The following is a 13,643-nucleotide window of genomic DNA, read 5'->3' on the forward strand; positions in this document are numbered from 1 at the left end:
CGAAACCCCGAAGCCTCGCGTCAGAACCACCCGGCGCGGGGCTTCAGCACGTTCGGTAGCCACCGCGGCCAGGAAACTTCCGGTGGAAAGCGGTTGTCGGCGGAACTTTGTGATCGGGCTCACGTACTCGCGGTTCTCAACACCCCACCCGGTCGCGTACGGTTAGTACCACTTGCACACTGGTATACGCCCACCACAGCGACTGGTATGCGACAGATCACACCGCCGAACAGGGGAATGAGCCGCCGATGACGACCACCGCCAGCCCTGCCCAGACCGAGGAAGCGCTCAGTGTCGAGAGCTCCGCAGGAACCACCTTCGACCTGACCGACGCCCCGACTGAGCACGCAGGCTTGCTGGCCTGGGTCGCCGAGGTCGCCGCGCTCACCCAGCCGGACCAGATCCACTGGGTCGACGGCAGCGACGCCGAGTACAACCAGCTCACCGGTGAGCTGATCGCGGCCGGCACGCTGGTCCGCCTGAACGACGAGAAGAAGCCGAACTCCTTCTGGGCCCGGACCGACCCGTCCGACGTCGCCCGGGTCGAGCAGCGCACCTTCATCTGCTCGGTCGACGAGGCCGATGCCGGCCCGACCAACAACTGGATGGACCCGGCCGAGATGAAGGCCCTGATGACGGGCCTGTACCGGGGCAGCATGAAGGGCCGGACGATGTACGTCGTCCCGTTCTGCATGGGTCCGCTGAGCGCCGCCAAGCCGATGTTCGGCGTCGAGATCACCGACTCGGCGTACGTCGTCGCCTCGATGCGGATCATGGCCCGCACCGGCGCCGAGGTGCTGGCCAAGATGGGCACCGACGCGCCGTACGTGCCGTGCCTGCACTCGGTCGGCGCGCCGCTGGAAGCCGGCGAACAAGACGTGATGTGGCCGTGCAACGACGAGAAGTACATCGTCCAGTTCCCCGAGGAGCGGACGATCTGGTCGTACGGCTCCGGCTACGGCGGCAACTCGCTGCTCGGCAAGAAGTGCTACTCGCTGCGGATCGCCAGCGCGATGGCCCGCGACGAGGGCTGGCTGGCCGAGCACATGCTGATCCTGAAGCTGATCTCGCCGGAGAAGTCGGTGCACTACGTCGCGGCCGCGTTCCCGAGCGCCTGCGGCAAGACCAACCTGGCGATGCTCGACCCGACCCTGGACGGCTGGGAGGTCGAGACGCTCGGCGACGACATCGCCTGGATGCGCTTCGGCGAGGACGGTCGCCTGTACGCCGTGAACCCGGAGTTCGGCCTGTTCGGCGTCGCGCCGGGCACCGGCTGGAAGACCAACCCGAACGCGATGCGCACCATCGAGAAGGGCAACTCGGTCTTCACCAACGTCGCGCTGACCGACGACGGCGACGTCTGGTGGGAGGGCTACTCCGAGACGCCGCCGAACCACCTGACCGACTGGAAGGGCCGCGACTGGACGCCGGGCAACGGCGAGCTGTCCAGCCACCCGAACAGCCGGTTCTGCACGCCGATCCTGCAGTGCCCGATCATCGCCGACGAGTACGACGACCCGAACGGCGTCCCGATCTCCGCGATCATCTTCGGCGGCCGCCGCGCGACCACGGTCCCGCTGGTCACCGAGGCGCGGAACTGGCAGCACGGTGTCTTCATGGGCGCGACGCTGTCGTCGGAGACCACCGCCGCCGCGGTCGGTGAGGTCGGCGTGGTCCGCCGCGACCCGATGGCGATGCTGCCGTTCCTCGGCTACAACGCCGGCGACTACCTGAACCACTGGCTGACCGTCGGCAAGGAGCACGACGACGCGTTGCTGCCGAAGGTGTTCTACGTGAACTGGTTCCGCAAGGACGACGCGGGCAAGTTCGTCTGGCCGGGCTTCTCGGAGAACAGCCGGGTGCTCAAGTGGATGGTCGACCGGATCGAGGGCCGCGCCGCCGCCGACGAGACGCCGGTCGGCGCCGTACCGACCGCGGACGCGCTCGACGTCAGCGGGCTGGACCTGACGCCGGAGGCGCTGCAGGTCGCGCTGAACGTGGACGCCGAGGAGTGGAAGGCCGAGCTGCCGCTGATCGAGGAGTGGTTCGCCAAGCTCGGCGACACCGTCCCGGCCGAGCTGCGGCTCGAGCTGGACGCGCTGCGCAGCCGCCTCGGCGCCTGATGAACGCCGGCGGCTGACCGGAAGCCAGTACGCCGGAGCGCGCGAAGCGCCTCGTCCCGTGATCGGGGCGGGGCGCTTTCGCCCGCCAGGAGGTCGTGGCGCCGAGTCAGAGGCGCGGTGGCGCGATGCGGTCGACCGGGAGCCGTGCGGTGAGCTCCTGGCTGTTCGGGCCGTCGTACTGGACCACTGCGACCCAGCCGTCTCCGCAGTGCAACCTGCTGACCAGCCAGGCCGGTCGCCAGGCGCCGTCGACGTAGCAGGCGACATGCGCCGGCAGCGACAGCTGGAGGAACAAACGGAGGTCGTACACCTGCGGTCGGACGGCTGAATCCGTCACCGCCACCACACCCTTTCGTGAGGTCAAAGGCTTCTCCTGCGCCCGCTCCTCACCGCGGCCTCACCCGCCGGGCACCTCCCCAGTTACCCATCCCGAAACCCCGCCACACCTGCAGGCACGCCGTTGGGGCACTTATGTTGGCCAGATGAAACTTGGTGTGATGCTGCCGGTCGGCCAGGGCGACGGACCGGACGGACAGATGCCGCGGTGGGCCGACACCCGCGAGATCGCGCTCGCGACCGAGCAGAACGGGCTCGACTCGGTCTGGCTGGCCGACCACTTCTTCTACCGCGACGCCGCCGGTACGACGCACGGCATGCACGAGGCGTGGACGCTGCTCAGCGCGGTCGGGGCGGTGACCGAGCGGGTCGAGCTGGGCACGATGGTGCTCTGCTCGACGTTCCGCGACCCCGGGCTGGTCGCGCAGATGGCCGCGACGCTGGACGAGGTGTCGGGTGGCCGCGTGATCCTCGGTGTCGGCGCCGGCTGGCACGACCCGGAGTACGAGGCGTTCGGGCTGCCGACCGACCACCGGGCGTCCCGGTTCGCGGAGTGGGTCGAGATCGTCGCCCGGCTGATCCGCGGCGAGACGGTGACCAGCAAGGGCACGTACTACGCGGTCGACGAGGCCGTGCTGGCGCCGATGCCGGAGCGGCGGATCCCGATCCTGGTCGCCTCCCGGCAGCCGCGGATGCTCGACCTGACCGCGCAGTGGGCCGACCAGTGGAACACCGCCTGGTTCGGCGCGGTCGACGACAAGCTGCGCGGGCGGCTCGCCGACTTCGACAAGGCGCTGGCCCGGAACAACCGGCCGGCCGCGGAGGTGGCCAAGACGGTCGGTCTGACGATCCGCGACCCCGAGCAGCGCGACGCGGGCGACCCGAGCGGGTTCGCCGGATCCGTCGAGGAGCTCGCCGGCGTCTTCACGGCGTACGCCGAACTGGGGGTCGAGCACCTGATCGTCGGGCTGGAGCCGGTGACGACGCGCTCGGTGGAGCGGCTGGCCGCGGCGAAGCGGCTGGCGTTCGGCTGAAACTCGCCGTGAACGCGAAGAGCCGCCAGCGGGTGCTGGCGGCTCTTCGTACTGCGGAGGCGGCGAGATTTGAACTCGCGAGAGGGGTTTACCCTCAACCCGCTTAGCAGGCGGGCGCCATCGACCGGACTAGGCGACGCCTCCTCCGACGGTCCCTCACGGGACGCGACGACGCCCAAGACTATCCGGCGAGACGCCGTCGGGGCAAAGCGGGCTCCGCGGCACGCGGCGCGGCCGGATCAGGACGCCTTGTGAGTGTTGCCCGGGCCCCCTGTAATCTGGCCGAATCGACGGGGGTCGACGCCGGAGTCAACCGAGGAGGCCGTGACGGCGTCTGTAGTAGCGGGAAGCTGATCCCACCCGGACTCAGCCTGCCCCCAGGCCCGCCTGCCGCGGGCCCGTATCGCCGCCACCCGTCGTCGATCCCAGGGAAACGGAGCCATGTCGCGGAGCACTCGCGCAGCCGGCCGGAGGTCTGCACCCAAGGCCAACCGGTCGCGCCACAAGGCGCACCGCGCCCGGACCGTCTCGAAGGCGATCGGCCTCACCCTGGTCAGCGCCCTGATCCCCGGCTCCGGGTTCGTGATGGGCGGCCGGACCAAGCTCGGCGCCTTCGTGATGACGCTCAGCGTCGGCCTGCTCGGACTGCTCGCGTTCATCGGCCTGACCAAGCGTGACGCCGTGCTCACGCTGGCGGTCGACCCGAGCCAGCTGCTGATCGCGACCGCCGCGGTGATCGTGCTCGGCCTGCTCTGGATCTGGATCGTGGTCGCCTCGCACAAGCTGCTCCGCCCGGTCAGCCTGACCGCGGTCGGCCGGCTGGCCGGCTCGGCGTTCGTCGGCCTGCTCTGCTTCGGCATCGCCGTACCGACCACCGTCGCCGCGCAGTCGGTGATGGCCCAGCGCGACCTGGTCGGCAGCGTGTTCGCCTCCGAGGGCAACTCCAAGAGCGCGACCCGGCCGAAGGTCGAGGACAAGAAGGACCCCTGGGAGAACACCCCCCGGCTGAACCTGCTGCTGCTCGGCGCGGACGACGGCGCCGGCCGCGAGGGCACCCGGACCGACACGGTGATGGTCGCCAGCATCGACACCAAGACCGGCGACACCAAGCTGATCTCGCTCAGCCGGAACTGGATGCGGATGCCGTTCCCGGAGGACTCGCCGCTGCACAAGTTCTACCCGAACGGCTTCTACGACCCCGACGGCCCGGCCGAGCAGCCCGAGTTCTACCTGGACGCGATGTACCGCAACCTGCCGGCCGCCCACCCGCGCGCGCTCGGCGCCTCGGACAACGAGGGCGCCGACGTGCTCAAGGTCTCGGCGGGCGCCGCGCTCGGCCTCGACATCGACTACTACATGCAGGTCAACCTCAAGGGCTTCGAGTCGATCGTCGACGCGCTCGGCGGGATCAAGGTCAACATCAACTACAAGGTCCCGATCGGCGGCGACTACAAGGGCCCCGGCTCGGCCGACGACATCCTGCCCAAGGACTACCTGCAGCCCGGCCCGGACCAGAAGCTGAACGGGCACGACGCGCTCTGGTTCGCCCGCGGCCGGTACGGCCTGGACGACGCCTCCCGGCAGGAGCGGCAGCGCTGCACGATCCACGCGATCGTCGGCAGCGCGAACCCGACGACGCTGGTCACGAAGTACCAGCAGATCGCGTCGGCCAGCAAGAAGCTGCTACAGACCGACATCCCGCAGGAGATCCTGCCGGCCTTCATCGAGCTCGGGCTCAAGGTGAAGAGCGCCAAGGTGACCAACATCGACCTGGACAAGAAGAAGAACTTCCCCAGCGGCCAGCACCCGAACTACGAGGCGATGGCCGAGATCGTCCAGAACGCGATCGCGAACAAGAAGCCGGTCGCCTCGACCACCGGGACGCCGACCCGCAAGCCGTCGACGGGCAAGCCGGCCACTCCGCCGAAGCCGCCGGCCGGCGGCACCGAGGACCTCGCGGACGCCTGCGCGTACCACCCGGCCAACCCCTGAGCCTGGCTGCGAGCCGACGCCGCACTGCCGCGCTCGCTGGTGGCCGCTCGCCGGGCCGGGCCGCGCGGCGGCGCCGGCGTACCGGGTGAGATCCTGATGCGATGCGTACGACGTACCGGATGCGGGCAGGACGGTTCCTCGGAGTCCTGGCCGCCGGGTTGATCCTGCTCGGGCTGGCCGCGATCCTCTGGGCGATCGGTCTGCCGGACGCGGTGGTCGCCGTGTTCCTCGTCCTCGGCGGCTTGGTCGCGCTGCTCGGCCTCGGCATCCTGCTCCGCCCGCCGGTGCTGCTGAAGCTCGGCGCCGACCAGCTCGAGGTCCGTGGCGTGAAGACCGACTGGACCGACGTCACCGAGGTCGGCCGCGTCGAGACCACGCACGGCGAGGCCGTCGTCCTGCGGACCAAGCACAAGGACGGCTCGATCCTGATCCCGGTCCGCTGGCTCGCGCCCGGCCGCGACGAGCAGCTCGCGGCCGATCTGCGCGAGCGCCTGAACAAGGCGCACGGCTACACCATCTGGGACGGCACTGCCGGGGAGAACGCCGATCGCGCAGAATGATCCGTGGTGGATTTTGTCCGGATCTGAGCGAAGGAGTCGCCCGTGCTGTCGTTCGAGCTGTCTGCGGAGGAACTGAGCGTCTACCAGGGCACGAACCCGCGCCCGGACGACTTCGACGCGTTCTGGGACAAGGCGCTGGCCGAGCTGGCCGGGATCGACGCCGAGGCGTCGTTCGTCGACGCCACCGACTTCCCGCTGACGACGGCGACCGCGCAGCACCTGTACTTCAACGGCACCGGCGGCTACCGCGTGCACGCCAAGGTGATCCGGCCCGCTGAGCCCACCGGGCCCGCCGTACTGATGTTCCACGGGTACGGCGGCGAGCAGCCGCGCTGGGTCGACCTCCTGCCGTACGCCGCCCGCGGCTTCACCGTCGCGGCGCTCGACGTACGGGAGCAGGTCGGGTACCGCACCGCGTCGCAGGAGCCGAACAGCTTCAGCCTGCACAACCACCTCGTGCACGGCCTCGACGGCGGCCCGGACACGCTGCTCTACAAGCACGTGTTCCTCGATACCCGCCGCCTGGCCGACCTGATCCGTGCGCTGCCCGAGGTCGACGCCTCGCGCGTCGCCACCACCGGTTGGAGCCAGGGCGGCGGGCTGTCCCTGGTCTGCGCCGCGCTCACTCCGGAGATCAAGTACGCCGCCAGCGTCTACCCGTTCCTCACCGACTACCAGCGCGCCTGGGAGCTCAACCTGGACACCGGCCCGTACGACGAGATCACCACCTGGTTCAAGAAGCGCGACCCGCGGCACCTGCGCGAGCAGGAGGTGTTCACGACGCTGGGCTACATCGACGTACAGCACCTGGCCGCACGGATCCGGGCCGAGGTGACGCTCTTCACCGGGCTGGAGGACCAGGTCTGCCCGCCCTCCACGCAGTACGCGATCTACAACAAGCTCACCGGCGTGAAGGAGCTGCGGACCTACCCGGACCTCGGCCACGACGACCTGCCCGGGGCCCACGACGAGATCTACCAGCTGATCGGCGCGAAGCTCTGAGCAGCCTCACAGTTCTTGGTACTGCTGCCCCCTACCCGCTGCCGGACCGACCCTGCTCGGGCTATCTGCTGGCCGGCGGCGGCGCCCAGGTCTGGCTGGACGCAGGTCCGGGCTCGCTGGCCGAGTTGCTCCGGCACACGACGCTGGACCAGCTCGACGCCGTGTGGATCTCCCACTTGCACCTGGACCACGTGGGAGACCTGCTGAACGCCTACTACGCCTTGGCGTACGGGCTGTTGCCGCCGCTGACTCAGCCGTTGCCGGTCTACGCACCGGCGGCGTTGGGGAAGCGGCTGGCCGGGTTCTTCGAGCAGGACGACGCGGGCTTCGTCAGCGACGTACTGGAGCTCCTGGAGTTGCACGACGGGCTGACTGTCGAGCTGGGTGGGCTGTCGCTGGTCAGTCGCTCGGTGGAGCACGGCTGCGATGCCTACGGGCTGCGGGCGTCTGCTGAGGGCAGGACGTTGGCGTACTCCGGTGACTGCGCGCCCTGCCCGGCTCTGGACTTGTTGGCCGACGGTGTGGACCTGCTGCTGTGCGAGGCGGACTCGGGCGAGGAGACTGCTGTGCACCACACACCGGAGCAGGCCGGAGCGCTTGCACGGCGTACCGGCGTACGGCGGTTGGTCGTGACGCACGTCGGGCCGTCGCTGGACCCCTCAGAGGCCACCGCGAGGGCCGCCGAAGTGTTCGGCGGCCCTGTGCGGAGGTCGGTCAGACCTTGGACCCCTGGTAGACCCGCAGTACCCGCCACCACCTGACTGATTGGTGAGTACTGCGCGTCCGCCGTTGGCCTTGGTCAGTTGGCCTCTTTGCCGGCCCAGTAGTGCCAGGTCGGGGAAGCGACTGGGGAACGGGTCAGACCGTCCGGCCAGGTGGCCGGCAGGTCGTGACTCCGGGCCGCGTAGAGGATCACCTCCGAGGCGAAACGGTCGCCGCGTACGGCGACCCGGGCGGCCGTCTCCGCCCGCATGTCGGCGAGGTAGTGGATGGCCGGCAGGAACTCGGCGCTGAGCCGCGGACTGAGCCGGCCCACCGGGTCGTCGTCCAGCCGGATCTCGACCACCACCTGGTGCCGGTCGTTGATGCCGTCGTCCTCCTCGACGGCGTGCATGGTCCCGTACGCCCAGCACTCGCCTTCCGGCCGGAAGAACGGCGCCAGCACGTCCGGGTGCACCTCGCTGCCCGGCACCACGATGCCGCTGCCCGGTGGCAGCACGTGGTAGCTCCCGGGTGGTGGCAGGTTGACCGGGACCAGCATGTGCGGCTGACCCATGGCGACTGCCACGCTGGCGTGGAACTCGGTGCCCTGGTCGCCCTTGCCTTCCCAGTCCGCCGGTTCCCACTCACTGACCCGCAGGTGGCAAGGGACCTGCGGTTGCAGGCCCTGTGCCACCAGTTCTGACAGCACCGGGTGGTACCGGTGCGCGTCGTCCCTCGGCAGGTAGCCGACCACCTTGCCCTGCACCCGAACAGCGATCGAGCGCGGGTCGAAGCGGTTGTGCGGTTCCGGGACGAGATCCGCGTCGGTGTCCAGGTCTGCTCCTCGCGCTGGGATGGGGTCGGGAAACAGGCTGCGAATCGCCTGCTCGTGCGGGGCTTCCCGCACGACCTCCTGACCACACCACAGGGCGTCTCCCCACAGACTGAACGGAATCAGTTCCATCTGTTGCCCTCCAGTCCCCGTTGACCGGTTTACTCGGCTCATCCCGTCCAGGACCCTGGCCGTTACACCGAGTGAGCGTATGAGAACTAGACTGCCCAGCCGGCGGCCTTTTCACGCATCGAAATGTGGACCTGTTGCTCAACGGTGTCCGGCCGTCCGTACTGTGGAACCAGCGCGTCTTGGGCTGCGGGAAAATCGGTGAATCACGTGCATTTGCACGGGAAGGAACGTCATGCAGGGCAGTGAAACAGTCGCTCGATCGACCGTCCGCGCAACCGCTGTGGAACAGGCCGTCGGCCGTCTCGACGGCGTCGCGCTGCGGACTCCCCTGCAGCGCAACCCGCGACTCTCCGCACGCACCGGCGCCGACGTCTGGCTGAAGCGCGAGGACCTGCAGATCGGCCGCTCGTACAAGCTCCGTGGGGCGTACAACCTGATCGCCCAGCTGAGTGCCGCCGAGAAGAAGGCCGGCGTCGTCTGTGCCTCCGCAGGCAACCACGGCCAAGGGCTCGCGTACTCCTGCCACGCGCTCGGCGTGCACGGCCGCGTCTACGTCCCGCGCACGACGCCGCGGCAGAAGCGCGACCGGATCGCCGCGCTCGGTGGATCGCACATCGAGGTGATCATCACCGGCGACTCGTACGACGACGCGGCCGCGGCCGCGCTCGCGTTCGCTGCGGGCACCGGGGCGACCCTGGTGCCGGCGTTCGACGACCCGAGAACCGTTGCAGGACAAGGGACTGTGGCCGTCGAGATCGTGTCGCAGCTCGGGCACGCACCCGACGTACTGGTGGTTCCCGTGGGTGGTGGCGGGCTGATCGCCGGGGTGACGACCTACCTGGCCGAGCGGCATCCCGGCGTACGGATCGTGGGAGTGGAGCCTGCTGGTGCGGCGAGCATGGCGGCCGCGTTGGCTGCTGGTGAGCCGGTGACGCTGGAGCAGCTCGACAGCTTCGTCGACGGCGCCGCCGTACGACGGGTTGGTGCGGCGACGCTGCCGATCGTTGCCGCGGCTGGGATCGAGATGGTGTCGGTGCCCGAGGGTTTGGTGTGCTCGGAGATGCTGGAGCTCTACCAGACCGACGGGTTGATCGCCGAGCCCGCCGGCGCTCTGGCGGCCGCTGCCCTGGGTCGCGCTGTGGACGCCAAGCCCGGCGAGACCGTGGTGTGCCTGCTGTCCGGTGGCAACAACGACGTCAGCCGGTACGGCGAGATCCTCGAGCGGTCGCTGGTGCACGAAGGGCTCAAGCACTACTTCCTGGTGACGTTCCCGCAGGAGCCGGGGGCGCTGCGGCAGTTCCTCGACCAGGTGCTCGGGCTGGACGACGACATCACGTTGTTCGAGTACGTGAAGCGGAACAACCGGGAGACCGGGGTCGCGTTGGTGGGGATCGAGATCGGGCGGCCCGGGGATCTGGACGGGTTGCTGGAGCGGATGGAGGCGGCGCCGCTGACGATCGAGCGGATCGACCCGGGGTCGTCGGAGTTCCGGTTCCTGATCTGAACGTCGTTGTGAGCCGGCCTTTGATGAGAACTCTGTAATGTTCGGCTCATGCGGTTCTTCGGGAGGGATCGCAAGCTGTGAGCATGCGATCTCCGCGCCTGATCTACCTGGCTGTTGCCCTCGTGCTGGCAGTGGCCGGGTTCGGGCTGACCCAGTACCTGGGTGGGCGGTCGGCGCCGGGGCTGGGCGAGACGGTCGTCGTACCGGCTGGGGCTTCGGTGTCGCCTACTCCTACTCCTACTCCCGCTCCTACTGTTGTGCCGCCGAGCCGGCCGGGGGCGGATCCGGTGACGCCGGGGAGCCCGCGGACCGCCGGTGACGACGACGACCGCGACGACGACGGCATCGACGACGATCTGGACGACGATGACTGAGCTCAGGTGTCCGTGCCTGTGTCTGTCGGCTTTGTGGGGACGGCTCTGAGAGCGCGCGGCGGCGTCAGTGCCCGCGTCCGCATCATCGGCTGGATGCTCGCCGTCCTGGCCCTGGCGGTCGCCGCCGTCGTCTTCCTGACCTGGCAGCTCCTCTCGGCGCGCTCCGACGCGTCCGCCGACGCCGAGCTGACCCACGAGGCGACCAAGTTCCGCTCGTTCACCGGCTCTCCGGCAGCCGCGCCGTTGAAGACCCCCGAGGAGCTCCTCGACTTCTGGCTGCGGACCAACCTGCCCGACACCTCCGAAGCGTTCTTCACCGTCCTCGACGGCCGCGCCGACCACCGCAGCCTCGGCACCCCACCCGCCCGGCTCGACACCGACGCCGCGTTCGTCCAGCGCATCGCGTCGGCCACCACCCCGCAGTACGGGTGGATCGAGAGCACCGCGGGGCGTGTCCGGTACGGCGTGATTCCGGTGCAGGTCGGATCGGATCCGGTCCGCGCCCAGCTCGTCCTGCTGGAGTTCCGCGACCTGATCGCGCAACCGTTGGAGGACGCGACCAAGGCCCTGGCCCTGATCGGCGTCATCACGCTGGCGATGGCGGCGGGCGCCTGCTGGGTCGTCACCGGGCGGGTGCTCGCGCCCATCCGCGAGGTCCGCACGACCGCCGAGCAGATCAGCGAGTCCGACCTGCGCCGCCGGATCGATGTCATAGGCAACGATGACGTGGCCCAGCTCGCGCGGACCTTCAACACCATGCTCGACCGCCTGGAGACGGCGTTCGTGGCCCAGCGCGAGTTCGTCGACAACGCCGGCCACGAGCTCCGCACCCCCATCACCGTCATCCGCGGCCACCTGGAGCTGATGAGCAACGATCCCCGCGACCAGGCCGCGACCCGCACGCTGGTGCTCGACGAGCTCGCCCGGATGAATCGCATGGTCGACGACCTCCTGGTGCTGGCCAAGAGTGGGCGCCCCGACTTCCTGAAACTCGAGGAGGTCAACCTCACCGAACTGGTGGTCGAGGTCGTCGCCAAGGCTCGTCCCCTTGCCTCGCGCACCTGGCGCGTGGACGAGACCGCCGACACCACCGTCACCGCCGATGGCCAACGTCTCACCCAGGCGTTGATGCAACTGGTCTCGAACGCCGTCCGCCACACGACTCCCGACGACCGGATCGCCGTGGGCTCTTGCGTTCACTACGCGGACGTTCCCGGCGCTCACTGTCCACCCACACCCCACGTACACCTCTGGGTCGCCGACACGGGCACCGGCGTCGCCCCGAGCGACCGGCACCGCATCTTCGAAAGATTTGCCCGAGGCAACAACCAGACCCGGACCGAGGGCGCCGGCCTGGGCCTCGCCATCGTCCGCTCCATCGCCCAGGCCCACGGCGGCGAAGCCCACCTCGTCGACAACCCACCGCCGACCCGCCTCACCAACAACCCGGCACCCAGCAGCACCCCTCCAGCAAACCCCAGCCCCAGCTCTGTCGAAGGCCCTCCTTCGCCCGCCGGCGCCCGCTTCGAGCTGGTCCTGCCACTGACACCCACCGAGGGGACCCCCCGATGAACAGGATCCTGATCGCCGAGGACGAGGACCGGATCGCCTCCTTCGTCGAACGAGGCCTGCGCAGCAACGGCTTCATCACCACCGTCGTCCCCGACGGCGAATCGGCGTACCAGGAGGCCGCCACCGGCGCCTACGACCTGCTGATCCTCGACATCGGCCTCCCCAAGGTCGACGGCTTCACCGTCCTCCGCCGCCTCCGCGAGTCCCGCGTGAGCATCCCGGTCATCATCCTCACCGCCCGGGACAGCATCCGCGACACCGTCGCCGGCCTCGAAGGCGGCGCCGACGACTACATCGCCAAACCCTTCGCCTTCGAAGAACTCCTGGCCCGCATCCGCCTGCGCCTCCGCAGCGACACCCCCGGCACCCCCGGCACCCCCGACGCCACCATCCTCCAGGTCGGCGACCTCAGCCTCGACCTCCGCACCCGCCGAGCCTCCATCGACGGCCGCACAGTCGACCTCACCGCCCGCGAGTTCCTCCTGGCCGAAGTCTTCTGCCGCCACCCCGACCAGGTCCTGTCCCGAGAACAACTCCTCTCCCAGGTCTGGGGCTTCGACTTCGACCCAGGCTCCAACGTGGTCGACGTCTACATCCGCTACCTGCGCAAGAAGCTAGGCCCCACCAAGATCCAAACCATCCGAGGCATGGGCTACCGCCTCCGCACCAACTAAGCCCTGAACCACCAGTACGCCGTACGAACAGCAGCGGTCGCGCGTCCTGCCCCGCGACGTATCGGGTCCTCGGCCGCGGCGCCCCGATCGCCACGCCCCCGCTGCTCCCGGCCAGCCCCGTGTGCTCCCCCAACCCCACGGCACTACAGCCCGCGGGCCACACCACCGCACCAACACATCGGCCCCGCCGGAGCAAGGGACCCACTTCCGGTTGAACCCCTGGACCAACTCCGACGAGACCGATGCCCTACCACCCAGACGCCGCCCGCGCCTCACTCACCGCCGAGGCGCCGCGTGCTTGGCGCCTTGCTCCACAGCATTTTCAGCACCCCGCGACCGCTCCGGCTCGTCGGCCGCCCCAGCCCCAGTCGACGGCTGCCCAGCAACCTCACCACCGTCGCTCAGCCCTTCACCAACCGGCCCAGCCCCAAAGTGCTCAGAATCCATATCAGCCGGACACCCATCCCCCTGCTCATCCACAACCGGCGCAACCCGCCCGCTCTGAGCCCCATCACCCCAGGTAGCAGTATGCGGAGTCCCATCCCGCCGCTCTCGCAGCTCCGCCCCACCGGCCACCGTCCCGGACACACCGGACTCGGTCCCCGACGCACCGGCCACCGTCCCACCGGACTCGGTTCCCGACCCACCGGCCACCGTCCCCGGCGCAACAGACTCGGTTCCCGACGCACCGGCCACCATCCCCGGCGTACCAGACTCGGTCCTCGAGCCCCCGGGCTCCGTCCCAGCTCCACCGAGCTGGTCCGTCGACTCACCAGGCGCCGTCGCTCCACCAGCCAATGCCCCTA

12 protein-coding genes and 1 tRNA gene are annotated in these 13,643 nt (G+C 69.6%); 10 read left to right on the forward strand and 3 right to left on the reverse strand.

Annotation, left to right across the window (positions count from 1 at the left end; genetic code table 11):
- The first annotated feature begins 248 nt into the window (after positions 1-248).
- Positions 249-2,123, forward strand: a complete 1,875-nt coding sequence (locus AB0M01_RS37010; RefSeq protein WP_363677237.1) for a phosphoenolpyruvate carboxykinase (GTP) — start codon at positions 249-251, stop codon at positions 2,121-2,123.
- 106 nt (positions 2,124-2,229) lie between these two features.
- Here the strand turns inward: AB0M01_RS37010 and AB0M01_RS37015 are convergent, their stop codons facing one another.
- Positions 2,230-2,460 (reverse strand): hypothetical protein, encoded by a 231-nt coding sequence (locus AB0M01_RS37015; protein WP_363677238.1) that lies wholly within the window; start codon positions 2,458-2,460, stop codon positions 2,230-2,232.
- A 145-nt stretch (positions 2,461-2,605) separates the two neighbouring features.
- On the opposite strand from AB0M01_RS37015, the gene AB0M01_RS37020 reads away from it, so the two are divergent.
- Positions 2,606-3,493, forward strand: a complete 888-nt coding sequence (locus tag AB0M01_RS37020; RefSeq protein ID WP_363677239.1) for an LLM class flavin-dependent oxidoreductase — start codon at positions 2,606-2,608, stop codon at positions 3,491-3,493.
- A gap of 54 nt (positions 3,494-3,547) precedes the next feature.
- Here the strand turns inward: AB0M01_RS37020 and AB0M01_RS37025 are convergent.
- Positions 3,548-3,637: transfer RNA gene (locus AB0M01_RS37025), tRNA-Ser, on the reverse strand.
- 297 nt (positions 3,638-3,934) lie between these two features.
- Here AB0M01_RS37025 and AB0M01_RS37030 point away from each other — a divergent pair.
- The 4 genes from AB0M01_RS37030 to AB0M01_RS37045 all read left to right on the forward strand — a co-directional run bounded on the left by AB0M01_RS37030 (position 3,935) and on the right by AB0M01_RS37045 (position 7,808).
- Positions 3,935-5,485, forward strand: a complete 1,551-nt coding sequence (locus AB0M01_RS37030; RefSeq protein WP_363677240.1) for an LCP family protein — start codon at positions 3,935-3,937, stop codon at positions 5,483-5,485.
- A gap of 101 nt (positions 5,486-5,586) precedes the next feature.
- The gene (locus AB0M01_RS37035) at positions 5,587-6,045 is read left to right on the forward strand and encodes a hypothetical protein (protein ID WP_363677241.1); all 459 of its coding nucleotides are present in this window, start codon (positions 5,587-5,589) and stop codon (positions 6,043-6,045) included.
- A 42-nt stretch (positions 6,046-6,087) separates the two neighbouring features.
- Positions 6,088-7,047 (forward strand): alpha/beta fold hydrolase, encoded by a 960-nt coding sequence (locus AB0M01_RS37040; protein WP_363677242.1) that lies wholly within the window; start codon positions 6,088-6,090, stop codon positions 7,045-7,047.
- Between the two features lie 38 nt (positions 7,048-7,085).
- Positions 7,086-7,808, forward strand: coding sequence for an MBL fold metallo-hydrolase (locus AB0M01_RS37045; protein ID WP_363677266.1), 723 nt, complete (start codon positions 7,086-7,088; stop codon positions 7,806-7,808).
- Positions 7,809-7,846: 38 nt separating this feature from the next.
- On the opposite strand, the gene AB0M01_RS37050 is transcribed toward AB0M01_RS37045, so the two are convergent.
- Entirely contained in the window at positions 7,847-8,713 is an 867-nt protein-coding gene (locus AB0M01_RS37050; RefSeq protein WP_363677244.1) for an HIRAN domain-containing protein, read from the reverse strand.
- A gap of 232 nt (positions 8,714-8,945) precedes the next feature.
- Between AB0M01_RS37050 and ilvA the strand changes: the two genes are divergently transcribed.
- The 4 genes from ilvA (at position 8,946) to AB0M01_RS37070 (ending at position 12,837) form a co-directional block, all read left to right on the forward strand.
- Complete coding sequence (gene ilvA, locus AB0M01_RS37055) at positions 8,946-10,217, forward strand: threonine ammonia-lyase IlvA (protein WP_363677246.1); 1,272 nt, start codon at positions 8,946-8,948, stop codon at positions 10,215-10,217.
- 83 nt (positions 10,218-10,300) lie between these two features.
- Entirely contained in the window at positions 10,301-10,591 is a 291-nt protein-coding gene (locus AB0M01_RS37060) for a hypothetical protein (protein WP_363677247.1), read from the forward strand.
- A gap of 93 nt (positions 10,592-10,684) precedes the next feature.
- Positions 10,685-12,163 carry a HAMP domain-containing sensor histidine kinase gene (locus AB0M01_RS37065; protein WP_363677248.1) on the forward strand — a complete coding sequence of 493 codons (1,479 nt, stop codon included), beginning with the start codon at positions 10,685-10,687 and terminating at the stop codon, positions 12,161-12,163.
- Positions 12,160-12,837 (forward strand): response regulator transcription factor, encoded by a 678-nt coding sequence (locus tag AB0M01_RS37070; protein ID WP_363677249.1) that lies wholly within the window; start codon positions 12,160-12,162, stop codon positions 12,835-12,837. Before AB0M01_RS37065 ends, AB0M01_RS37070 begins: the two co-directional genes overlap by 4 nt.
- The last annotated feature ends 806 nt before the right edge of the window (positions 12,838-13,643 follow it).

It is taken from the genome of Kribbella sp. NPDC051770, from assembly GCF_040681455.1.
Lineage (GTDB): Bacteria > Actinomycetota > Actinomycetes > Propionibacteriales > Kribbellaceae > Kribbella.

What these genes read in the sequence shown, in the direction of transcription:
- AB0M01_RS37010 (WP_363677237.1), top strand. Translation starts at nt 249, where the DNA reads ATGACGACCACCGCCAGCCCTGCCCAGACCGAGGAAGCGCTCAGTGTC.
- AB0M01_RS37020 (WP_363677239.1), top strand. Translation starts at nt 2,606, where the DNA reads ATGAAACTTGGTGTGATGCTGCCGGTCGGCCAGGGCGACGGACCGGAC.
- AB0M01_RS37030 (WP_363677240.1), top strand. Translation starts at nt 3,935, where the DNA reads ATGTCGCGGAGCACTCGCGCAGCCGGCCGGAGGTCTGCACCCAAGGCC.
- AB0M01_RS37035 (WP_363677241.1), top strand. Translation starts at nt 5,587, where the DNA reads ATGCGTACGACGTACCGGATGCGGGCAGGACGGTTCCTCGGAGTCCTG.
- AB0M01_RS37050 (WP_363677244.1), bottom strand. Translation starts at nt 8,713, where the DNA reads ATGGAACTGATTCCGTTCAGTCTGTGGGGAGACGCCCTGTGGTGTGGT.
- ilvA (WP_363677246.1), top strand. Translation starts at nt 8,946, where the DNA reads ATGCAGGGCAGTGAAACAGTCGCTCGATCGACCGTCCGCGCAACCGCT.
- AB0M01_RS37060 (WP_363677247.1), top strand. Translation starts at nt 10,301, where the DNA reads ATGCGATCTCCGCGCCTGATCTACCTGGCTGTTGCCCTCGTGCTGGCA.
- AB0M01_RS37065 (WP_363677248.1), top strand. Translation starts at nt 10,685, where the DNA reads ATGCTCGCCGTCCTGGCCCTGGCGGTCGCCGCCGTCGTCTTCCTGACC.
- AB0M01_RS37070 (WP_363677249.1), top strand. Translation starts at nt 12,160, where the DNA reads ATGAACAGGATCCTGATCGCCGAGGACGAGGACCGGATCGCCTCCTTC.